Source organism: Streptomyces sp. NBRC 110035 (assembly GCF_000829695.1).
In the GTDB taxonomy this organism is placed as follows: Bacteria; Actinomycetota; Actinomycetes; order Streptomycetales; family Streptomycetaceae; genus Streptomyces.
The window spans coordinates 1-22,382 of sequence record NZ_BBNN01000038.1; the positions used below are offsets into that span (position 1 = coordinate 1).

The 22,382-nt window shown below is 71.3% G+C and carries 14 protein-coding genes and 1 pseudogene; 11 read left to right on the top strand and 4 right to left on the bottom strand.

All coding sequences use genetic code 11. The features are described 5' to 3' along the window. The 4 genes from TU30_RS25710 to TU30_RS25725 form a co-directional block, all read left to right on the top strand. A partial coding sequence (locus TU30_RS25710; RefSeq protein WP_042174188.1) for a transposase occupies window positions 1-563 on the top strand: 563 nt, incomplete at its 5' end. A 217-nt stretch (window positions 564-780) separates the two neighbouring features. Next, window positions 781-2,052 (top strand): sensor histidine kinase, encoded by a 1,272-nt coding sequence (locus TU30_RS25715; protein WP_042174191.1) that lies wholly within the window; start codon window positions 781-783, stop codon window positions 2,050-2,052. Next, window positions 2,052-2,684 carry a response regulator transcription factor gene (locus TU30_RS25720; RefSeq protein WP_042174193.1) on the top strand — a complete coding sequence of 211 codons (633 nt, stop codon included), beginning with the start codon at window positions 2,052-2,054 and terminating at the stop codon, window positions 2,682-2,684. The genes TU30_RS25715 and TU30_RS25720 overlap by 1 nt, the downstream gene beginning before the upstream one ends. A gap of 422 nt (window positions 2,685-3,106) precedes the next feature. After that, window positions 3,107-3,982, top strand: a complete 876-nt coding sequence (locus TU30_RS25725) for a helix-turn-helix transcriptional regulator (RefSeq protein WP_042174195.1) — start codon at window positions 3,107-3,109, stop codon at window positions 3,980-3,982. 28 nt (window positions 3,983-4,010) lie between these two features. Here the strand turns inward: TU30_RS25725 and TU30_RS25730 are convergent, their stop codons facing one another. Then, a complete protein-coding gene (locus TU30_RS25730) occupies window positions 4,011-4,307 on the bottom strand; it encodes a hypothetical protein (protein WP_234307990.1) in 297 nt (98 codons plus the stop codon). Between the two features lie 149 nt (window positions 4,308-4,456). Beyond that, window positions 4,457-5,485: pseudogene (locus TU30_RS25735) on the bottom strand (ISAs1 family transposase); the annotation flags it as partial. A 338-nt stretch (window positions 5,486-5,823) separates the two neighbouring features. Between TU30_RS25735 and TU30_RS25740 the strand changes: the two are divergent. The 5 genes from TU30_RS25740 (at window position 5,824) to TU30_RS25760 (ending at window position 14,819) form a co-directional block, all read left to right on the top strand. Then, a complete protein-coding gene (locus tag TU30_RS25740) occupies window positions 5,824-7,356 on the top strand; it encodes a TIGR02677 family protein (RefSeq protein WP_042174197.1) in 1,533 nt (510 codons plus the stop codon). 40 nt (window positions 7,357-7,396) lie between these two features. After that, on the top strand, window positions 7,397-8,821 hold the full coding sequence (locus TU30_RS25745; RefSeq protein WP_042174199.1) for a TIGR02678 family protein: 1,425 nt from the start codon (window positions 7,397-7,399) through the stop codon (window positions 8,819-8,821). After that, the gene (locus tag TU30_RS25750) at window positions 8,818-12,960 is read left to right on the top strand and encodes a TIGR02680 family protein (protein ID WP_042174200.1); all 4,143 of its coding nucleotides are present in this window, start codon (window positions 8,818-8,820) and stop codon (window positions 12,958-12,960) included. The genes TU30_RS25745 and TU30_RS25750 overlap by 4 nt, the downstream gene beginning before the upstream one ends. After that, entirely contained in the window at window positions 12,950-14,236 is a 1,287-nt protein-coding gene (locus tag TU30_RS25755; RefSeq protein ID WP_042174202.1) for a TIGR02679 family protein, read from the top strand. The genes TU30_RS25750 and TU30_RS25755 overlap by 11 nt, the downstream gene beginning before the upstream one ends. Before the next feature lie 418 nt (window positions 14,237-14,654). Next, window positions 14,655-14,819: a hypothetical protein gene (locus tag TU30_RS25760; protein WP_158719361.1), complete on the top strand. Its 165-nt coding sequence runs from the start codon at window positions 14,655-14,657 to the stop codon at window positions 14,817-14,819. A 163-nt stretch (window positions 14,820-14,982) separates the two neighbouring features. Here the strand turns inward: TU30_RS25760 and TU30_RS25765 are convergent, their stop codons facing one another. Both TU30_RS25765 and TU30_RS25770 read right to left on the bottom strand, forming a co-directional pair. Next, the gene (locus tag TU30_RS25765; RefSeq protein ID WP_042174205.1) at window positions 14,983-15,402 is read right to left on the bottom strand and encodes a PIN domain nuclease; all 420 of its coding nucleotides are present in this window, start codon (window positions 15,400-15,402) and stop codon (window positions 14,983-14,985) included. Further along, window positions 15,402-15,644, bottom strand: coding sequence for a type II toxin-antitoxin system VapB family antitoxin (locus tag TU30_RS25770; RefSeq protein ID WP_042174207.1), 243 nt, complete (start codon window positions 15,642-15,644; stop codon window positions 15,402-15,404). The genes TU30_RS25765 and TU30_RS25770 overlap by 1 nt, the downstream gene beginning before the upstream one ends. An 851-nt stretch (window positions 15,645-16,495) precedes the next feature. Here TU30_RS25770 and TU30_RS25775 point away from each other — a divergent pair. Further along, entirely contained in the window at window positions 16,496-17,968 is a 1,473-nt protein-coding gene (locus TU30_RS25775) for a hypothetical protein (protein WP_141713814.1), read from the top strand. Window positions 17,969-18,271: 303 nt separating this feature from the next. After that, the gene (gene fxsT, locus TU30_RS25780; protein ID WP_267889352.1) at window positions 18,272-22,303 is read left to right on the top strand and encodes an FxSxx-COOH system tetratricopeptide repeat protein; all 4,032 of its coding nucleotides are present in this window, start codon (window positions 18,272-18,274) and stop codon (window positions 22,301-22,303) included. The last annotated feature ends 79 nt before the right edge of the window (window positions 22,304-22,382 follow it).

Genomic DNA, 22,382 nt, shown 5'->3' on the forward strand with positions numbered 1-22,382 from the left:
AGCACCGCCGAGGCGAGGGCTTCGCCCGGGACGACTTCCACATCGACTACGACCGCCGGCAGGTCACCTGTCCCCAGGGGCAGGTCAGCCAGGGCTGGCACGGCCCCTACCCGACCTCCTCGCCCACCGCGGCTCCGCTGATCGTGGCACGGTTCACCAAAAGTCAGTGCCACCCCTGCCCGGCCCGCGCCCGGTGCACCACCTCCCGCGAAAGCACCCGCACCGTCGGCTTTCCTCCGCGAGAACTCCGCGACCTGCAACTCCGCATCCGTGCCGAGCAACAGACACCCGAGTGGAAAACCCGCTACGCGGTCCGCTCCGGAGTGGAGGGAACGGTCAACGAGTTCGCCCACGGCCACGGCATGCGCCGCTGCCGCTACCGAGGGCAGGGCAAGGTCCACCTCCAGCACGTCCTGACCGCCATCGCCATCAACATCGAGCGCCTCAGCGGCCTCCCACCGACCGAGGAAGCACCCCGGCCACGCCGACCGACCGCTTTCCAGACCTACCTCGATCAGCACGAGATCCCCCGGCCGAAGTCCTGGCGCACCCTGGGCACCTGACCTCGGCAACTCCAAGATCCCCGACAGAGTCAAGCTGAGCCTTCCTGTTGGAAGCAGTCTGCGGTGGCGAGCCCCTGCACTCTCCGCCCCGTGACCTCCAGGTCCGGTACGGGGGTGGGGCTGGCCCTACCCCCGATCCACGCCCTGGACCGATGGCACCGGATGGGTTCGCCCACCTACGGTGATCCCCATGCACTCTCGGAATGTGTGGCAGGCCATGTCCCATCCGGGATTCCTGCTGTCGGTCTGGCCCTGGCGCTCCGTCGCGTATCTGCTCACCGGCGCGGTGACCGGCGCCGCCGCCCTGGTGGCGATCGTGACGGTGACGGCTGTCTGCGGAGCACTTGCCATTGTCCTGGTGGGGCTGCCCCTGCTCGTCGTGGTCGCCCTCAGCGGGATTCCGGTGGCCTGGGTGGAGCGGCGCAGACTGCGCCTGATCGACCGCGATCCGGCGGTCGGCCAGCAGCAGGAGCCGGCCGCACCGGGGTTGTGGGCCTGGGTGACCACCCGGTTGTGCGAGCAGGCGACCTGGCGAGAGCTCGGACACGCGCTGCTGTTCGCCGGACTGCTGTGGCCGGTCGACGCGCTGGTAGTCACGGTCGCCCTGCTCTTCCCGGCGTCCATGGTCGCCGCCCCGTTGATGATGGCCACGGTCGGCGACGGCCACGAGACGAAGGTACTCAAACAGTGGACGATCACCACATGGCCGACCGCGTTCGGTGTTGCCGTGCTCGGTCTGCTCCTCATGGGCTTGTGCTGCTATGTGCTCGGCATCGCGGCGGGCGCCCGCGCCGAACTGACCCGGCTGCTGATCGCCTCCCGCGAGGGCGAGCTCGACGCCAAGGTGGTCCAACTGGCCCGTTCCCGTTTCCGTCTGGTGGACGCCTTCGAGGCGGAGCGGCGCCGCATCGAGCGCGATCTGCACGACGGTGCGCAACAGCGGCTGGTGGCCCTGACGATGGCCCTCGGTCTGGCCCGGCTGGACGCACCACCCGGCCCGCTCGCCGACCAACTCGCCAAGGCCCACCAGGAAGCGGGCAAGGCGCTCGCGGAACTGCGCGAGCTCATCCACGGCATCCATCCCAAGATCCTCGGGGACTACGGCCTGGAGGCCGCCGTCGCCGATGCCGCGGACCGCTCCGTGGTTCCCGTCGACGTCGACCTCGAACTGCCAGGCCGGCTGCCCCAGGCGGTCGAGTCCGCGGCGTACTTCGTGGTCTGCGAGGCGCTCGCCAACGTTGCCAAGCACAGCGGGGCCGACCGCGCGCAGGTAAGCGGCGGTCACCGCGACGGCCGCCTGTTCCTCCAGGTGCGCGACGACGGCTGGGGCGGCGCGGACCCCTCGGCGGGCAGCGGACTCACCGGTCTCGGGGATCGGGTATCGGTTCTCGATGGCAGACTTGCCCTGTCCAGCCCACCGGGTGGACCGACCCTGTTACTTGTGGAGTTTCCTTGCGAGTTGACCAAAGCGGCCGACCGCTCCGTGTAGTGCTGGCCGAGGACAGCGTGCTGCTGCGGGAAGGGCTCATCGGCCTGCTCAGCCGCTGTGGAAACGAGGTGGTGGCGGCGGTGGGGGACGCGGAGGCGCTGGTCGCTGCAGTCGAGGAGCACGCCCCCGACATTGTGGTGACGGACGTGCGCATGCCGCCCGGTTTCCAGGACGAAGGGCTGCATGCGGCGGTGCGGCTGCGCGAGACGCGGCCCACTCTGCCGGTCCTGGTCCTCAGCCAGTACGTGCAGCGGACCTATGCCTCCGAGCTCTTGGACTCCGGTGATGGCTCGGGGGTCGGCTACCTGCTGAAGGACCGCGTCGGCCAGGTCGAGGAGTTCGTCGACACACTGCACGAGGTCGCGGACGGCGGGACGGTGGTCGACCCCGAGGTGGTGCGCCAGTTGCTGCGCCGCCGCCGCGATCCGCTGGAGCGGCTCACTCCGCGCGAGCGTGAGGTGCTGGCGCTGATCGCGGAGGGCAAGTCCAACGGCGCCATCGCAAAGGGGCTGGTGGTCTCCGAGGCCGCGATCGGCAAGCACATCAGCAGCATCCTCACCAAGCTGGACCTGCCTCCGACGGATGAGACCCACCGCAGGGTGCTGGCCGTCCTCACCTATCTGCGGGCTTGACCGGCGGCCCGGGCGTAACGGGTCACCGTACGGCCTTTGAGAGCAGCCGGAGGCTCTCGCTGCAGCCAGGCCCGATCTCGTGTCCGACCTTTCGATCTCCAAATGCGACACCCCCGTTGACTGAGCTGTACTGACATTTGTGGAGCCCTGATGCGGTCCTGGCCGTGGTTGAGATGACCCGTGCTGGTGATGTCTCTCGCCCGTAGATGCGCATGGGCGGCAACCCGGACGCCGTCGCCGCAACCTTCGGTGGCCGGGGCCGACCCGCTTCCCTGCAGGAAACCGGTTGTTCTACAGTGAGTAAATTGGGCAGTCGAGCCGTAGGCCAGCCACCCCGCCGATCACTAAAAGGCGAAACTATCGCCTTTCGGTGATCCGATCAAGTGGCCAGAGTGCTTACGCGAACCCCATGGAGTACCTGTATGCCCGACCGCGTCTTCGACGGCAGCAAGCTGCGCGATCGCCGCCTGGCCAAGCGCCTGTCCCAGGCCGACCTGGCCGCAGGCTTGAACGTCAAGACAAACGCCGTTTACCGCTGGGAGAACCAATTGGCCACGCCGCCGCAGGAACGCCTGCCGGCGATCGCCGCGATGGTCGAGGCCGAACTCGACGAGCTCTTTCCGCGGCTGGGGTCACCCAACCTCGCCGATCTGCGCTGCGACGCTGGCATGAGGCAGTCGGACACCACGCGCTACACCAATACCGCGTCGCCGATGCCGATCCGCGCGGCCGAGCAGGGAAGGCGAGCACTGTCCGATGAGGCGGTGACGGCGCTGGCAGCCGCCTACAACGTCACCCGCGCGGAACTGCTGGCCGCGCAGAGGCGATCGTTCGGTCACGACGTGCCAGCCGTAAGGCCGGAGAAGACGACGTCGGCACCACAGGTCGTCAGCACTATCGCCGGGAAGATCAAGTACTTGCAGGCGGAGGTCTACGACGGGGCTGTGCCCTCGGACGCAGACCTCGCCTCGTCCGGCAACCGTAAGAGTGGCCGGTCTCTCCTGACGGAAGAACTGGTAAGGGACTTGCGCGTGGGTAGACTGCCCACCGCCCCGGACGACGTTCTCGAAGCCCTGGCTCTGGCTTTCGACGTCCCTCCGGTGTTCTTCCGTAGCAGCGATCCGGAGATCGGCCGCCTGGTCGTCTCAGCGCGCGCCGTGCGCAGCCAGTTCACGGTCATGGCCGCGCGTGGCGGAGAGCAGAAGATTCCGCAGGAAGTGCAGGACGAACTCCGGGACTTCATCAGCGACACCATGGCGGAGATCCTCGGCTCCGATGCCGACGACGTGCCGACGTAGCAGTTGCCCCCGCCGTCGGTGTCTTCTCCTAGCCCACGACCTCCAGGTGGACGGTACTGCCGTCCGTGAGCGCGCCGAGCGCCGCGCCCCACAGGGGCCTGCGTGACGGTGGGATCTCGTCCCGGGAGATCTCACCAGGTGCGCTGAAGCGGAAGGCTGTGAGCTCGCTTTCCTGCAGCACGATCGCGTGCTGCTGCTCAGTGGTGAGCGTTCCGCCGTCGAACACCCAGTAGATGTGTGCGCCGTCCGTAGTGTGCACGTAGGCGGACAGCAGGAGGCGCCTCAGGGCTTCGGCGTAGTCACGTGACGTCCGGTTCGTGATCATCCGGGACCGAGGAGTGTGAGGGGGCGGCGAGGGTCGCGGGCGTTGCGGCGGAGGCCGGACGCGATGTTCTTCACTCCGGCCATGCGGAGGACTCCGATGGCGAGGTTGCGCCATGTGGCCATCGCGCGGGGCGCGTTGCCGGTCCGCAGTTGGGAGGCGTCCTCGGCGAAGGTGGTGTCGCGGACATGGTGCAGGGCCTCGATCTTCCAATGGTCGCGGACGAGTTCGGCGAGCTGGGCAGCGGTGGCCTGCTCGGCGGTCAGGCTGGTGACGGCGTAGACCGTCTTGACGGTGGTCTTGCCGGTCTTGCGGTCGGTGCGCCGACGCTTGATCTGGACGGCCTGGCGGGCTCCGGGGAAGAGGAGGCTGTTCACGGTGGCGGCCTTGATCCGACGGATCTCCGAGCGGCCGTGGGCGATGCCCCGGGTGCGTCCCTGAAGCGGGATGTCCTTCCAGGGAAGGGACTTCAGCTGGCGGCGCAGCTTCTTCTGGTTGCCCTTGACGATCACGATGTAGTGGGCACCCCGGCCGAGGAGGTAGTCGGCGTGCTCGCGCTGGGTGTGCATGGCGTCGCTGGTGACGACGACGCCGACCAGGTCGGCAACGGTATCCAGCAGCGGCTGGAAGCAGGTGATCTCGTTCGTCTTCTCGCCGGCGTCCAGCTGGCCCAGGACCAGACCGGTGGTGTGCTCCAGTGCAGCGAGCAGATGGATCTTGCGGCCCTTCGCCTTGGCCGCGCCGCGCAGGCTCTTGCCGTCCACTGCGAGGCCGCGCAATCCGGTCACCTTCGGGCGGCGGTCGGCGAGCCAGCTCCCGACAGCCAGGTCCAGCGCGTCGCCGTCGATGCGGGCCAGCAGCCGGCGGACCGTGGTCTCTGCGGGCAGGACCCGCCTGGGCAGAAGCGGATCGGGGTCGGCACCGACCTGTTCCAGCACGTAGCCGGGGGCATCGGCGGTCCATTCGCCGACCGCCAGCAGCGAGGCCGCACCGGCCGGCACCGCGCACGCCGTGAGAGTGAGTACGACAGCCAGGCGGTGGCGCACCCCACGCGGATCACGCGGGTCCGGCACCTCGGCCAGCCGCTCCAGTAGGCCCGGGACCTCCTCGGGGCCGACCTGCGGATTCTCACGCAGTTGGTCAAGGGCAGGCGGGATCAGAGATGATGCGTCGGCAGGCACGGTCTTCCACTTGGATCACGGGGCGTAGAGAACTCCATGATCTTGGAAGCCGTGCCTGTCACGTTCCGAGAGCACCGCTGAGCAGGCAGTTCGCCACGAACCGGGCGTCACGCGACTACGCCGAAGCCCTGCCCTGAGGGCGGCGCGCTCGGGTCTTGTTGTCATCGACCGGCCGCCGTCACGGGGACGAGTGGGAGAGCGGCGCAAAATAGCACAGATGGCATGGGTCGGAGAGCGGGATACCTGCACTGGTGCGAGTGCGGCAGACTGGTGCGGAATCTCGGCTGTCCGGCCGGGGCGAGTACGTGTCCAGCCGCAGCGAGGAAGCCGCCAGATCCGTGAGTGACGAGCCCGACGCCCCGGACCCCGTCGACGAGGGCGCGTTCGGTATCGACGCGTTCTCCCTCGACGACCGGCTGCGGCTGTTCCACTTCGCCGCCGCCGAGAAGCGCCACGAGTACCTGTGGCTGCTGCGGGCCTTCGACCGCGGACGTGCCAACTACCAGGTGCTGCTGCATGCTTCGGACGCGGTGGGGCTGTTGGAGCGGCTCGCCGCCGACCACCCCGCCGCGAGCGCAGTCGGTGGGCAGGCGGGTGTGCAGTCGTTGCTCGACGCGCTCGCGGAGTGGCAGGTCCTGGACCGGTCGTACGACGGGACGCGCGCCGCGAACCTCGCCGAGTACCGCAACCGGCACTATGTGTACCAGTTCACCCAGGCCGGGTACCGGGCGTACCGGGCGGTGGAGGACGTGCTCGGCGCGAGCCTGGAGGACGCCCAGCTCTCGCGCCTCGTCTTCCCCGACATCCTCGGGGACCTGCGTGCGCTGGCCGAGGCCAACACCGCGGGCGACGGCGAGGAGGTGTACCGCAAGCTCGGCCGTCTCGACTCGGTGCTGAACGAGATGGCGCAGCGTGCCGCCCGTTTCTACCTCATGCTCGGCGACCTGGCGCGCACCAACGACACCCGCCCCGAGGTGTTCCTCGCCCACAAGGACACGCTGCTCGCGCACATGCGGGAGTTCACCGCCGAACTCGGCCGCTACGCTCCATTGCTCGCCGAGGCGGTCGAGAAGGCCGCGGCCACCGGCGTGGACCGCATGATCGAGTACGCGGCCGAGGCCGACGAGCGGCTCTTCCGCAGCCCCGCCGAGCGCCTCGCGGACTGGCGGCACCGGTGGGACGGCATCGTCCACTGGTTCGCGGAGCGCGAGCACAGCGAGACCGAGCGGCTGCAGGACGCCACCGTCACCGCGATCCGCTCCGTCCTCGCCCTGCTGCGCCGGGTCACCGAGGCGCGCCGGGGCGGGGTCAGCCGGGAGAGCCAACTGCGCCATCTCGCACAGTGGTTCACCTCCTGCGAGAACGACGAGGACGCGCACGCCCTGTTCCAGGCGGTGTTCGGGCTCGGCGCGCCGCGCCATATCGCCGTCCCGTACGCCGACCCCGAGCGGATCCCGGGGCGTACGTCCTGGTGGGAGGCGGAACCGGTCGAACTCGCCCGCACCCTGGTCCAGTCCGGCCGCACCCCCACCCTGCACGGCCCCGGCCGCATCGAACGCGACGACGACCGGCGGGCGCTGCTGCGCGCCGAGCAGCTCAAGGAGCAGGCAGAGCGGCGCGGTGCCGCGAACTCCCTCGCGTCGGACGGCGTGTACGGCCGGACCCTCGACGAGCCCGAGACGCGGGCGCTGCTCGCCCTCCTCGACGTGGCCCTCGCCGCCAGAGTCCCCGCCAGCCGCCGGGTCACCGCGGCCTCCGGCTCCGCCCACGGAGTGCGGCTCACCCTCACCCCCGCCGAGGGCTCCACCACCGTCGACACCGTGCGGGGCCGCCTCCATCTCGACGGGCTGCGCCTGGAGGTCACCGCATGAGAGAGGTTCGCCGCATGAGTCATTGCCGAGGCGGGACCGTATGAGCCGTGCCGCCGAGGGTGTCTCCCCGCTCGAACTCGCCGACTATCAGAAGGCGGTACGGCTCGTCCTGCGGCATCCGCTGGTCACGCCCGGGTATCCGGACAGGGCGGCGCTGGCGACCGTGCGCCGCTGGGCCGATCAGTTGCGCACCGATCTGATGGAGGTGCTCGGGTACCGGCTCGTGACCACCGCCGACACCGCCCGGCTGCAGCGCGCCCAGGACGGCCTGGACGCCACCCGCCCGGCCCTCACCCGCGCGGGCCGCCCCTTCGACCGCCGCCGCTACGCCTACCTCGTCCTCGCCCTCGCCGCCCTGGGCCGCCACGGCGCGCAGGTGGCGCTGGGCGAACTGGCCGACGCGGTCGCCGCCGACGCCGTACGCATCGACGGACTCGGGCTCGACACCGCACGCAAGCCCGACCGGGACGCCTTCGTCGACGCCGTCACCTGGCTCACCGAACGCGGCGCGCTCACCCTCGCCGACGGTTCCGCCACCGCCTGGGCAGGCGATCCCGAGCGGGCCGAGGCCCTGTACGACATCGACCGGGAGATCCTCCTCGCCGTCCACCACCCGACCCGCGTGCTCCAGCACCTGACCTCGGTCACCTCGCTCCTCGACTCCTCCGGCGCGCTGGGTCTGTCCGCGGGCCGCGCCGCCCAGCGCCGCGACCAGGCACGCCGGGCCCGCCGGCTGGTGCTGGAGAACCCGGTCGCGTACTACGCCGACGCCGACAGTGAACTCCTGGGCCAGCTGAGGGCCCCAGCCCTCGCCGAGGACCTGGAACGGCTGACCGGGCTGACGGTGGAGCGGCGGGCCGAGGGCGTGGCGCTCATCGACACCTCCGGCAGGCTGTCCGACATCCGCTTCCCCGGCGGCGGAACCGTCGCGCAGGCCGCGCTGCTCCTCGCCGCCCGGATCAGCGCCGCTGTGCAGCGCTCCGGACGGCACGCCCTCGAACTGCTGCCCGCGCCCACCGCCGCCGAACGCCTCGCGGCCCGCGCCCGGCGTATCGACGGCGCCCTGCCGTCGCGCGGACTGATCGCCGAACTCGCCGAACTCACCCCGTCCGATGAGGAGTCGGCGTACGAGACGCTCGGAGTCGAGGGGCAGGAGCCGACGGAGACCCGTTACCCTTTCGTCACGGACTCCTGGCTCCGTGGCCGGCTCAGGGAGATCACCGCCGAGTACGGCGCGGGCTTCGCCGCCGATCTGCGCGGCGACCCGGACCGGCTGCTCGGTCAGGCTCTCGACCTGCTGGCCGCCATGTCGCTGATCGTCCGGGTCGACGGCGGGGCTCTCGCTCTTCCGCTGGTCGCCCGCTACCGGGGGGTCACGGCCCGGGTGAGAACCCGTACGGCGGCCGGGCCGCCCTCCCAGACACCTCTGTTCACCGACCCCACCGCCAAGGACTCGACTCCGTGAGCACCCCCGCTCCCACTCCGACCGACCTCTCGGCCGCTGCCCCCGCCGCCCGGTTCGTTCCCACCCGTGCCGGGATCATCAACCTGTGGGACTACCGGGACGAGGAGTTCTCCTTCGCGGGGGGCTGGCTGGTGCTGCGCGGCCCCAACGGATCGGGCAAGACCAAGGCCCTCGAAGTCCTCTTCCCGTTCGTCCTCGACGGCCGTATCGACCCCAAGCGGCTCAACCCGTTCGCCGCCGAGGACCGCACGATGAAGTCCAACCTGCTCTTCCGCGGCCAGGACAGCGCACTCGGCTACGTCTGGATCGAGTTCACCCATCGGGAGACCGGCCAGGCCGTCACCTGCGGCATCGGGCTGCACGCCCAGCGGCACCGCGACACCCCCGCTCGCTGGCACTTCGTCGCCGAGGGCCGGGTCGGCGAGGACTTCTCCCTCCTCACCCACGACGACCGGCCGATGACGAGGAAGCAGCTCGCCGCCGAACTCGGACGCGAACTGATCGCCTCCACGACCGACTACCGCGCCGCCGTCGACCAGCGCCTGTTCGGTCTCGGCCCGGAGCGGTACGAGCAACTGCTCACCCTGATCCTCACGTTGCGCCGCCCGCAGCTGGCCAAGAACCTCGACCCGGCCAAGCTCTCCGACACCCTCACGGCCGGTCTGCGCCCGCTGGACGACGACCTGATCGCCGAGGCGGCCCGCTCCTTCGACGACATGGAGTCCGTGCAGCGCACCCTGGAGGGGCTGGTCGCCGCCGACGACGCCACCCGCGCGTTCCTCGCGAGCTACTCCACCTATCTGCGGGTCCACGCCCGTGCCGCCGCCGACCGGCTCACCGCCCGCCGTACCGAGACCGCCGAGCGCGCCGCCGCCCTGCGCGCCGCCGCGGCAGATCTCGAGGCGGCCCGCGAACGGCAGGCCGCCGCCGAGACGCGAGCCGAGTCCGCCGACGCGGCGCTCGCCGCCCAGCGCTCCCGGCTCGACCAGCTGCGCTCCTCCGCCGCCTACCAGGCCGTCGAGCAACTGGCCGACCTGGAACGCCTGGTGCGCACCTGCGAGCAGACAGCCCGGCAGGCGAGTGCTGAACGCGAACGTCGCAGCGCCGCCACCGGCCGCGCCCGCGCCGAGGCCGAACACGCCGCGCGGCTGGCCGCCGAACTCGACGCCGCCGTCTCCCGTGACGCGGCGACCGTCGCCGACCACGCCCACACCGCGGGCCTGCCTTGGACACCGGCCGACGCCGAGCCCGCCCGCCTCGCCGACCGCTCCGCCGCGCTGGCCGCCGCCCGTCACGAGGACGTCCGGGCCGTGCGCGCCGCCCAGCAGACGGCACGCGGCGCCGAGCAGACCCGCGCCCTCGCCCGCGTCTCGCTCGACCGCGCGCAGGAGGCCGTCACCGATGCCGAAACTGCGGAATCCGCAGCCGAGTCGGCCCTCGAATCCGCCCGAGAGCAGGCCCGTGAGGCGCTACGACAGTGGGTGGGGACGCACGGCGAGCTGCTGACCGAGGAGGGGACCGGCCGACTCGCCGAGACCCTCGAACTCGCCGGCGAGGCCGATGCGTTCACTCTCACCGATGCCTTCACCGAGGCGACGGCCCCCGCTGTGCAGGAACTGCGTGACACCCTCGCCGCCCTGCGCGCCCAGCGCACCGAAGTCGAGCGCCGCCGCGCGGAGACGGAGACCGAACGCGACCGGATCGCCGCCGAGCACGACGACGCCCCGCCCCCGGCCCGTGGCCGCACCGCCGCCCGGGCGCCCGGCGGCGGGGTTCCCCTTTGGCGGCTCGTCGACTTCGACAACGAACTGACGGACCGTCAACGAGCGGACCTGGAAGCGGCCCTAGAGGCATCGGGCCTCCTCGACGCACTCGTCACGGCCGAGGACACCCCCGTGACGGCCGGGCAGAGCGAGGGCTACCTCCGTGCCGGCACCCCGGTGAGCGGACCGAGCCTCGCCGATCTCCTGCGGCCCGACAACCCCGACAACCCCGACAACCCGGCGGGCGCCGCGGCGATCCCGACCGCCGCCCGGATCACCGCCGTATTGAGCTCGGTCGCAGTCACCGGAGACGTCGACACCGGCATCCCGCAGATCAGCCCCGACGGCCGGTACGCGGCCGGTGTCCTGGTCGGTGCCCACACCAAGGAGCACGCCGAGTACGTCGGCGCGACTGCCCGCGCCCGTCGGCGTGCCGCCCGGATCGCCGCCTGCGAGACTCTGCTGGCCGAACTCTCCTCCCAGCTCGACGAGTCGGCGCGCGCACAGGCCCGTACGGACGCCGCCCTCGACGCGTACGCCGCCGCCCGCGCCGCCCTGCCCCGCACCACCGGCATCACACAGGCGCTGCGCGAACTCGACCGGGCCGCGGCGAGGCTGCGCGCCACCCGCGATGCCGCCGACGCCGCCCAGGGCGCGTACGACGAGTCGGTGGCCGCCTGCTCGGTCGCCGAGCGCGCCCTGCGCCGCACGGCGGCCGAGCACGGCATCGAGACCGGGCGCCCAGAACAGGTCGACGCCGTCGAGACCGCCACCCGCGCTTTCGAGACGGCGACCCGCGAACTCGCCGCACGCCGCCGCGAACAAGCCCGGCAGTTCGACGCCGCTCACGTGGGCGCCGACCGGCTCACCGCCGCCGCCGAGGACGAGGAGGCGGCGGCTGACACCGAGCGCGCGGCGCGCCGTCGGCACGCGGAGGAGGCCGCGGGACTTGAGGCCCTTCAGGAGGCCGTCGGGGCCGAGGCGCAGGAGGTGATGCGCCACGTGCGGGAGACCGAGGACGGCGTCGACGCACTGGTGGGGGAGACCGAGGCGGCCCGCACCGCCCAGCACGGCGCGATCGCGGGCACCGCCGCGGCCGAGGCCCGCCGTACGGCCGCCGCCTCCGCCGGGGCGGTCGCCGCGGCGGAGGAGAAGGACACCGCCCGCTCCCTGCGTCCGTACGCCACCCGTGAACTCCTCGACATCCTGCGCTGTCCGCCGGGTCTCGCCTGGCCCGCCCAGGAGGCCGACTGGGCCGGCGAGGCACTCCCGCCGGCCGTGGCCGCCGTGCACGAGGCGATCCTCTCCGCGACCCGTGACCTCACTCCCACCGAGACCAGCCTCAAGCAGTCCGTCACCCGCCTGACCAAGGCCCTGGACGACCTCCAGGCGCAACTCGCCGCCGCGGGGCAGGACTACCGGCCCGAATGGGACGGATCCGACGGGGTCATTCTCGTCCGCGTGGCCGACGAGGAGGGCCCGCTGCCCGTCGCCGCCTTCGCCCAGAAGATCTCCTCCCACCGCCGTGACCAGGCCGAACTGCTCTCCGAGTCCGAGCAGCGCATCCTGGAGGACGCCCTGCTCACCCGGCTCGCCCAGCAGATCCACGACCGCACCGTCGACGCCCGCGACCTGATCCGGCGGATGAACACCGACATGCGCCGGCGCACGATGTCCTCGGGGACGACGGTCGGGGTGAGCTGGCTGCTCGCCGACCACCTCGACGACGAGCAGCGCGCCGTCTGCGCCCTCCTCGACGCCGACGCCGCCCGCCTCGGTCCGGACGGTCTCGCCCGGGTGCGCGTCCACTTCGCCGCGCAGATCAAGACCGTCCGCGCCCGTCACCGCGACCAGCCCTACCGCGAACTGCTCGCCGAGACCCTCGACTACCGGCGCTGGCGGCAGTTCGCGTTCCAGCTCGTGCGCCCGGACAAGAGCGAGGAGCGACTCACCCGCGCCCGGCACAGCCGCCTGTCCGGCGGTGAGCAGTCCGTGTCGCTGCACCTGCCGCTGTTCGCAGCCGCGCACGCCATGCTCAATTCCGCAGACCCGCACGCCCCGCGTCTGCTCGCCCTGGACGAGGCGTTCGCGGGCGTGGACGACACCGGGCGCGGCGAGCTCATGTCGCTGGCCGCGCAGTTCGACCTGGACCTGTTCATGACCGGCTACGACCTGTGGGCCGCCCACGCCTCCGTGTCCGCCGCCGCCCACTACGACCTCGCGCACACCGCCGTCGACCACACCGTCTCCGCGCTGCTGCTCGTCTGGGACGGCGCCCGGCTCCTCGCCGACGACACCGGCGACCTGACCACCGCCCTCGGCTCACCCGGCACCCGGCGCGTCCCGACGCCCGAGGAGGCCGCGGTTGCCAACTGAGCGGCGCGAAGACGACGGGTACGACGAGTTGCGGGGCGAGGGATGGACCCGGCTGCTCGCCGCCGCCCGCCGCAGGCTGGAGCACACCGGTGGCGCGCTCGACGGCGACATCGGGCTCACCGGGCCCAGCGAGGCCGAGCGCCGCACCGTCATCGGGATCACCGGCCGCTACCGGCCCGAGACCGCCAAGCGCCTCGCCGTACCCCTGAGTGATCTGGACGGGTATCTGTACGGCCGCTACGGCACCGGTCTCCTCCAGACCCTCGGCCGTCTCCACGGGCCGCTGCGTGACCGGCCGGCCGAACGGGCCGACGAGGAAGCGCGCCGCGACCAGGCCCTGAAGTCAGCCCACTCCAGCCGGCTCGCCGGGCAGGGGTGGTTCGCCGCCTGGCTGGAGCGGGTCGCCGCCGACGGCACTCTCACCCGTCTAGTACGCCGGGGGGACGCGCCGCTTCTCGACGCGGCGGTACGTGTCCTGGAAAGGCTGACCGTTGACGGGGACCGTTCCGCGGGCTCCCCGAACCGGGTCCCCGGTGTCCTGCCGCTTCCGGTGCTCGCCGAGTGGGCCACCGGCGACACCAAGGCCCTCGTGCCCGGCGCTCCGCTGGAACAGCTCGTCCTGCGCGCTCTCGCCCAGCGTGCCGGTGACGGGTGCGCCGTCCCTCGCCAGCGGGCAGGGCGGCGCGCCTTGTGGGAGAGCGTCGGCGCCATCGCGGACGACCTCGCCAGCCAGGTCCTCGTCCTCAACATCGGTGCCGAGGGGGACACCGTGGTCTGTGACTGGCTGCGCGACGCCGCCGACTTCGGCATCCCCTTCCGGCTCACCCTCCACCAGCTCACCACCGACCCCGTCGTCCCCGCCGCCCGCACCATCTTCGTCTGCGAGAACCCGGCCGTACTGCGCGCCGCGGCCGGCGAACTCCAGGACACGAGCGCGGCCCTCGTCTGTACCGAGGGCGTGCCGTCCGCCGCCTGCCACAAGCTGCTCGGCGACGCCGTACGCGCGGGAGCCCGGCTGCACTGGCGTGCCGACTTCGACTGGACCGGCCTGCGCATCGCCGCGGATGCCGTGGCTCGCCACAGTGCCCGCCCCTGGCGGATGACCGCCGCCGACTACACGGCGGCACTCGGCCAGGGCGAGTCCACTGCGCTCGCGGGACCGCCCGCGGCCAGCTCCTGGGACCCCGAACTGGCTCGAGCCATGGAGGAGTCGGGCAGCGCGGTCATGGAGGAACGGCTCCTGCCCGCGCTCCTGTCCGACCTCTCCCGCATCTGACCCGGCGAGTCGCGTTGTCGGTGGCAACAGCGTCACCTGTCTCCGCTGTCGTCACTTTCGTCTCCGGTGTCCTCGTCCGGGTCACCGAAAAGGAGGACGCTGAGTTTGTCGAGGATCCATTCGCCGCTGGTGACGGATGCCCCGTTGCCCTCGCCGGGTGCACGAGCATGCCCGTGGCGCCGAGTGCGGCCAAGGCAGCCTCTTTCCCCCCAAGCGCCGGGGCGAGCCGTTGACGGAGGTGGTTCAGCTTCCCTGCGTCGAGCGCGACGATCTTGCCCTCCACGTGCCACTCAGGGGGAGACGGGTTCGTCGTCCTGTGCCGTACCTCACGCCCTGGTCAGGGCAGTAGGGGTGGACGCAGGGGGCGGGGGTGCTCGTGCTCGGAGACGAGCCCGTGGCGGTGGACAATCGTCTGATTGTGGCCAGCCCCAAGTCCGCGGGGATCGATCGCTGTCGGGAACTGCTCGGGGTGCTGGAACGCCCCGAGACAGCGAAGTGGCTGGACGAGCGCATCCGTTGCCGCCATCTCACCGTCACCGCCATCAGGTCGTTGCCGTGGGGCTCCGAGGACGGCCCGAGATGACCGGGCCATGCCGCACCTGCCCCGCACGGCTCGCCAGCTCAGCAGGGTGGCCGGGTAGCTGTCCGAGGTCGTTGAGCAGGGGGGTTCCGTCCGGTGCACCCCGACCGCTTGGTTGGACACCAGGAACACTTCGGGCTGGCGTCAAGATGTCGGGCCGGCGGGGTCAGTGGTCGGCGCTGCCTGGCGGGACGACCCATTGGGTGGGTTGGCCGGTGAGGGAGGCGATCATGTCGAAGTCGCCGTCGTAGTGGAGGATCGTGGCGCGGTTCTGCTCGGCGGTGGCGGCGATGAGGAGGTCGGGGAGCGACAGGGCGCGGTGGAAGCCTGCGTTGAGGGCGTGCCGCTGGACCTCCAGGGCGCGGGTGAAGCCGTCGTCGTCGGTGCGCAGGTAATCGAATGCGTGGAGCCAGGTGCTGATGCGCGTTGCTTCCGCGCTGTCCCGTGCCGAGTGGATCATCTCGTACTCGGTGGGTTGGCAGACGGCGAGCAGGTAGCGCTCGTGAAGTGGTTTCAGCACCTCTCGGACGCTGGGTTTCGTCCAGCGGGCGAGGGCGGACTTGTCGATCAGGTAACGGTCTTGCATCAGGCGGCCTGGCCGCCGTGGCGCTTGAGGGTTCCGTCGGCGTTGCGCGGGCCGGTGTTCTCGATGATCTCGCTGAAGTCGAGCTCGCCGGCTTCCATGGCGTCGAAGCCCTCCTGCCGCAGGTGCCGCTTGACGGCATCTTCCATGGCCAGACGGACGGCTTTGGCCTTGGTCTTGGTGCCGAAGATGCGCATGGCCTCGATGACCATGTCTTCGTCGAGGTCGATCACAGTACGAGCCACGAAGGCACCTCCCGGATAGTCACAGTGACCTACTAAACGATACCATTTCATCGAACTAGGTGATGTCGTTTCACTGTGGGTTGTTCTCTCGGGCCCATGCACCCGGCTAGCTGGGCGGCGGTGGCTCGGCCGCCCAGTGGGTGAGGGTCTTGTCCGAGTCCGACATTCTCAATGATTTGAGCCCTTTGCTTCGGGAGTACCCGATCCGGTGGCCGCCCGGTGGCCGGACGCCTTTGGACGGTGCAGTACGAGGTAGCAGGGGGCAACCTGCCGCAAGTGCTCTGATCAGGCACGGCAACGCTCGGCGGCATCACGCGGCATCCGGCGACATGATCGCTCATGGTCTCGTAATGCGTAGGTCTCGGGTTCGAATCCCGAAGGCGGCTTCGTCGAACCCCAGGTCAGATAGTTGCTGACCTGGGGTTTTCTGTTGCCTGGGACAGGGTGGGTCGCACGGGCGGGATGACGTTGACGCGTGGGACGGCGTAGTCGAGGCGGGCCTGGTCGGTCGTGGGGCGCGGGTTTCGACGAAGGCGGTGGAGCTGGTGATGACGCGGACGTCGGGGTGGCAACGATGGCCGGGGCGAGGGGGCGAGGGGGCGAGGGGGCGAGGGGGCGAGGGGAGTGGGTGGCGGCGCTGACCGGGGCAGTGCGCGCCCCGGCGGGCCGGTGCGCCGGTGGGCGTGAACTCGTGCGGGTGATGCCCGTGGGAGGGGGGAGGCCCCCGTTCCCGGCCGGGGCGGGGACGGGGGCCACGCCCGGCCCGCGCTTCCTCTGCCGTACGGGCTTTCCCGGCCGTACGCTGGTCGGCACCACCAGGGAACCATGTCGGCCGGCCGGAGGTTAACGGGGTGAGAGGGCACAGTCCGGAACGGGCCCGCAACAGATTGGTCGTCTCCATCGTCGACGCCCTGCAGGGCTCGTCCACGGTGAACCAGGCGAGCAGCCGTGAGCTGTGGCGGGAGATGCTGGCCGACGAGTTGGACGGTCCCGTGGAGCCGTTCGGCGGGGTGGCGCTGCGGCCCTGGCTGCTGCAGGTGGTGAAGGCGTGCGCGCAGGTCGGTGACGGGCCTGCCTGTCTGGTGCGCTCGCTCGAGTACGTGGAGCAGCAGTCGGTGACGGTGGCCGCGCTGTGGCCGCTCGTGGACGAGTGGGAGGCCGTCGACTTCTTCAACAGCGCGGACCTGGGCCATCTGCGGCCCGCCCTGCAGTCCCTGCCGGCCTCGGAGCTGGCCGCCATGGCCCGGCGCGCGAGCAGATCCAGGGTCCAGGAACTCCCCGGGTGGTGCACGAGCGGCTGGCAGATCTTTCTGCGGCTGGCCGGCGAGAACACCTCGGCCGGTGAACTCCCTTTCAGCATGGCCTTCCTGGCCCTGTCCGCCGACCGGCTGGTGCGCGAGGGGCAGGTGGAGCATGCCGAGGTACTGCGCCGGTTCAACCGCGTCCAGGCCCAGGCCCTCGGCCTGGACGACCTGTTGGCCGAGTGGCAGCACTCGGAGTTCCCGCAGCCCGCACCCTCCCTGGTCCCGGCCTATCTGATGATTCAGTTCGAGCCGGACCTCGTGGTGGCCGACCGTTACAACGTCTCGCACTGGCACCAGTCCGACTCCGAGGGATGGCACCCCGTACGCGGGGAGACGGTCAACCTGCACCGGGCGGAACTGCCCGGCACGGTGGAACGGCTGATCGGGGAGGCCGAGGCGAAATGGGCCGAACTGAGCCAGCCGGTCATCCTCGAGTTCGTGCTGCCCTGGGAGCTGCTGAACGAGCCGGTGGAGTGGTGGCCGTCCGAGTCCGACCACCCCGAGCCGACCCCGCTGGCCATGGACTACCAGGTGGTGGTGCGCAGTCTGGAGCGCTTGCACAGGGCGGCGTGGCACCGGCACTGGCACACCAAATGGCGGCAACTGCGCGAGCGTCCGGCGGACAGCCACTCGCACTGGGGCCGGCAGACGCAGGACGGGGCGTACTTCTTCCACTTGGAACGCGAGTTGAAGGAGGACCGGCACGCGGTGTGTCTGGTGCTGAGCGAGCCTCCCACCGACGACTCGGGCACCGGGCGCCGCGAGATCCTCGCCGGGCTGCGGGCCGGGGTGCCGGCCATGGTCTGGCATCGCAGCGACTGCGCGGACCCCTCCTTTCAGGACGCCATCGGTGAGATCCTGCAGGACCGGGGTCTGGGCAGTCTCGTGGAGCGGGTGGGCGGGTGGCGCAAGGAAGCGCTGGCTCTCGGCCCCGACGCCTGGGACGGGCACGTCGGCCGCCACCTCGCCATTCTGCTCGACGACCCGGAGCGCAAGCCGGGCCCAGCGGGACCGGTGTAGGGTGCCGTGGCCCCGCAGGGCGGGCCTCCGCGGAGCGGGTCACGGGCCGTCACGGGCGTCCCCGCGGCAGGCCGGGGAAGCCGGCGGACAGGTTTGTACACCGTGTGGCGGGACGTTCACCCCGCGGGGTGCGATGCCCGGCCGGTGCCCGGAGGGGATCACCGGCCGCCCAGCGTGTTCGACGTCGGAACGGCGCGTGTTCGATCGCGTGGTCAACTGTCCTGTTTGTGCCCTCTCCCCTCGTGGCCTGCCGTCTTGCAGTGCATGCGTACCACTGCCAGGCTTGGCACGTGGATGTCACGCATGCCCGCGGACTGCGGGACTCCTCGCCGGCACTCCCTCCGTCCTCGGTCCCTACCGGACGCTCTGAGAGCGCTTATGCAGTCTGACGACGTCCCACCACCACTGGCGGCACCGGAGCATGACGAAGCGTCGCTCCGCGCTGTTCCGCGCGCGCTGAACGAACTGGAGCGGTCGGCCGGCGCGGAGCACCCCGCCGTCCTGCTGGTCGTCGACGACCACGTGACGATGGGGGTCTGGAACCGGACGGTCGACCGGCTGGTCGACGAACTCCGCCGCCAGGAGCAGCTGGGTGAGGTCGCCACCGTACGGCTGCGCGGTTCGGACGACACCGAGCCGACCCGGGTCCGGCTGGAGGACCTGCCCCCCGCCCCGTCCGGGCACCGGGTGGTGCTGGTGCTGACCGACGGGCTGGCCGCGGGCTGGCGGTCGAAGGCGGTGCTGCCGCTGCTGCGCGAGATCGGCCGGACCGAACCGCTCGCGGTGCTGCACCTGCTGCCGCAGCAGCTGTGGTACCGCACCGGTCTGAACGTTCACCGCATGCGGCTGAGGGCCCCCCGCCCCTGGGCGCCGAACGAGGCGCTGGGCTGGGAACTGCGCACGTCCCCGCTGGAGCCCGTCGACGATCCGGACGCTCGCACCGGCGTGGTCCCGGTTCCCGTCCTGGAGATGACCGGGCGCTCCCTGCCCGGTTGGGTCGGCCTGGTGACCGGGCGGGCCGGCGGACGGCTGGAGGCGTCGGGCGTCCGGGCCCGTGCCTGGAAGCGGCGGGCGGACGCCGCGAGGGCCGTTCCGTGGCTCGAGGACGTACCCGACCCCGACAGTGCCGTACAGCCGCGGGAGCGGGTCCTGGAGTTCCGGGCCGTCGCCTCGCCGACCGCGTTCGCGCTGGCCACCCGGCTCGCCGGGGCGCCGCTGACCCTGCCGGTGATGAGGGCGGTGACCGCGTCGGTGCCGGGCGCCGGGCCGGACCACCTCACGGAACTGCTGATGAGCGGCCTGGTGCGGCCGGCGGGCACGGACGTCGAACGGGCGGCGGGCGTGGCCTTCGCCTTCGGCCCGGACATCCGCCAGGAGTTACTGGCGCTGTCCCGACGCAGGGACACCCTCCGCGTGCTGCACGACGTACGGGCACTGCTGGCCACCGCCCAGGACGGCGTGGAGCCTGCTCCGTTCACCCCGCAGGAGCGGTTCGGGACGGCCGAGGTGCCGTCGGTGACCCGGCGCAACCTGGCCTTCCTGCGCATCGAACTGGCAGCGCTTCGGGCCCTGTCCGGCAGGTTCCTGCCGAGGGCGCGGCGGCTGGCCGAAGCACTGGACGCGTACGACCGGCGGAACAGCGTCAGCCTGGGCAAGGGCGCGGATCTGCGCACCGGGCACCGGGACCAAGCTCCCCGGCCGGCTCAGGACGGCGAGCAAGCCCCGAGGGGGGCCGGGACAACTTCAGAAGGAGCCACGGCGATGAGTGCCACCACGCAGCAGCCCACGGTGGGGAGCGTGCGATCGACGCCGCGCGTCTGGGGGAACATCCCTCCGCGAAATCCGAACTTCACCGGACGCGTGGACCTTCTGGAACGACTGAGCGAGCGCCTCCGCGAAGGCACGACCACGGTGCTGCCGGAGGCCATCCACGGCATGGGTGGTGTCGGCAAGACCCAGCTGGCTGTGGAGTACGCCTACCGGCACCAGTCCGAGTACGACGTCGTGTGGTGGATCCCGGCCGAGCGTCCCGGCCAGATCGGCCAGTCCCTGGTGGAACTCGCGCAGCGGCTGGGACTGTCCACCAGCGCCGAGGCCAACATCGCAGGGCCCGCGGTGCGCGAGGCGCTGCGCGAGGGGCGGCCGTACTCCCGCTGGCTTCTGATCTTCGACAACGCGGACACCCCCGAGCGCGTCCGTGACTATTTCCCGACGGGTGGCAGTGGCACCATCCTCGTCACCTCCCGCAACCGCCGCTGGAGTGTGGTCGGCCCCTCCCTCGAGGTCGACGTCTTCACCCGGGAGGAAAGCAGGCAACTGCTGCGCCGTACGAACGCCTACGGGGAGGAACTCGCCGACACCGACGCGGACCTCCTCGCGGATGCCCTCGGTGACCTGCCACTGGCGCTGGAGCAGGCCGCGGCGTGGCGTGCGGAGACCGGGATGCCGGTGTCCGAATACCTGCGGCTGTTCGAACACAAGCGCAGTGAGCTGCTCGAGGTCTCGCCGCCGCCGGACTACCAGCTGCCGGTCGCGGCGGCGTGGAACGTCTCCCTGGACCACCTGGAGACCCGCAGCGTCACCGCCCTGCGCCTGCTCCAGCTGTGCTCGTACTTCGCGCCGGACCCCATCTCCCGCTCCATCTTCTCCGGCCTCGGCGGCAGCAGCATCGACTCCGAACTGGACCGGGCCCTGAACGACCCGATGCGGCTCGCGCGGGCCATAAGGGAGATCAACCGCTACTCCCTCGCCCGCATAGACCACCGCACCAACTCCATCGAGATGCATCGCCTGGTCCAGGCCGTGCTCGTCAACCGGATGACTCCCGAGGAACAGGAACGCATGCGCAACGGGGCCCACACCCTCTTGGCGGCAGCCGACCCCAAAGGGCCCAACCAGTCGGCCAACTGGTCCCGCTACGCGGAGCTGTACGGTCACGTCATCGCCTCCGGCGCGATCGAGTCCGACCAGCCGTGGGTGCGCGAGCTGGTGATGAACATCGCCAAGTACCTGTGGTTCTGGGGCGACCACAAGGTGGCCCGCGAGTTCTCCGAGCAGGCCTGGGAGACCTGGCTGGGCCTGTTCGGCGAGGAGGACCAGCAGACCTGCCTGATGGGGTGGTGGCTGGGCTTCCTCTACCTGAAGGTGGGCCGCCACGACGAGGCGTCGCAGATCGTGGCCAGGCTCAAGGACGTGTACGCCCGTACGGCGCCCACGGACCGGGAGGACGTCCGGGAGGACGCGCTGGAGACGATGAACCTGGAAGCGGCCGTCCGCCGCGTTCAGGGCGACTTCACCCTCGGCATGGAACTGGACGAGCGGTCCCACGACCTGGCCCGCCGCGCCTTCGGCGAGGACGACCCCACCACACTCAACACCGCGCACAACCTCGGCGTGAGCCTGCGGCTGGTCGGCGAGTTCCAGCGGGCGCTGGAACTGGACCGGCGCACGCACGCGATGAAGGCGCGCCTGTTCGGCCGGGACCACCAGCTGTCGCTCAAGACCGAGGCGAGCATCGCCATCGACGTACGGGAGACGGGCGACTACGTCGCCGGGCGTTCCCTGCAGCAGGCGGTGGTCGACGGCTATCGCGTCGTCTTCGGACCGAACAACCCCACCACTCTGCAGACCCTGCGGCAGCTGAGCGAGTCCTGTCGCAAGGAGGGCGACCACGCCACCGCGCTGGAACTGGGCCGTGAGGCGTTCAACCAGTTCATGCGCCGCTACGGTGACACCCACCCGGAGTCGCTGACGGCCGCTCTCGCACTGTCGATCGCGCTACGGCACAACGGGGAGCTGGAGGAGGCGCGGGACCGGGGCGAGAAGGCGTGCGAGCGGTTCCGCAGGCTGTTCCGGCCCCACCATCCGAATGTCCTGGCCGCCGACATCGACCTGGCGGTGACGCTGCGGCTGCTCGGGCGGGCTCAGGAGGCCAGGCAACTGGACGAAGCGGCGATGGAGCTGCTGGTCCCGCGGCTCGGAGAGAACCATCCGATCGCGTTGGCCTGTGCCATCAACCTGGCGAGCGACCTGAGCGCGCTGGGGCGTTCGGAGGAGGCCCGTGAACTCGGCGTGAGGACGCTGGCGTTGTGCCGGGAACGGCTGGGCGAGGACCATCCCACGACCCTGGTGTGCGCGGCCAACGTCGCCCTGGACCTCGAGGTCCAGGGCCGGGAGGCGGAGGGGGAGGAACTGCGGACCGCGACGCTGGAGCGGATGGTCCGGGTGCTGGACGAGCCGCGGCTGCGCTCGTCCGAGGCGGCGCCGCACCCGGCGACCCTGCACGTACGCGCCCGGCAGCGGGCCAACTGCGACGTCGATCCGATGCCGCTGTGACGGCGTGGCCGGCGAAACCCTCGTGACCGTCCCGTGGGCAAAGCCGGTTCCGGGGCGCCGGCGGTGGGCTCCTGCCCTG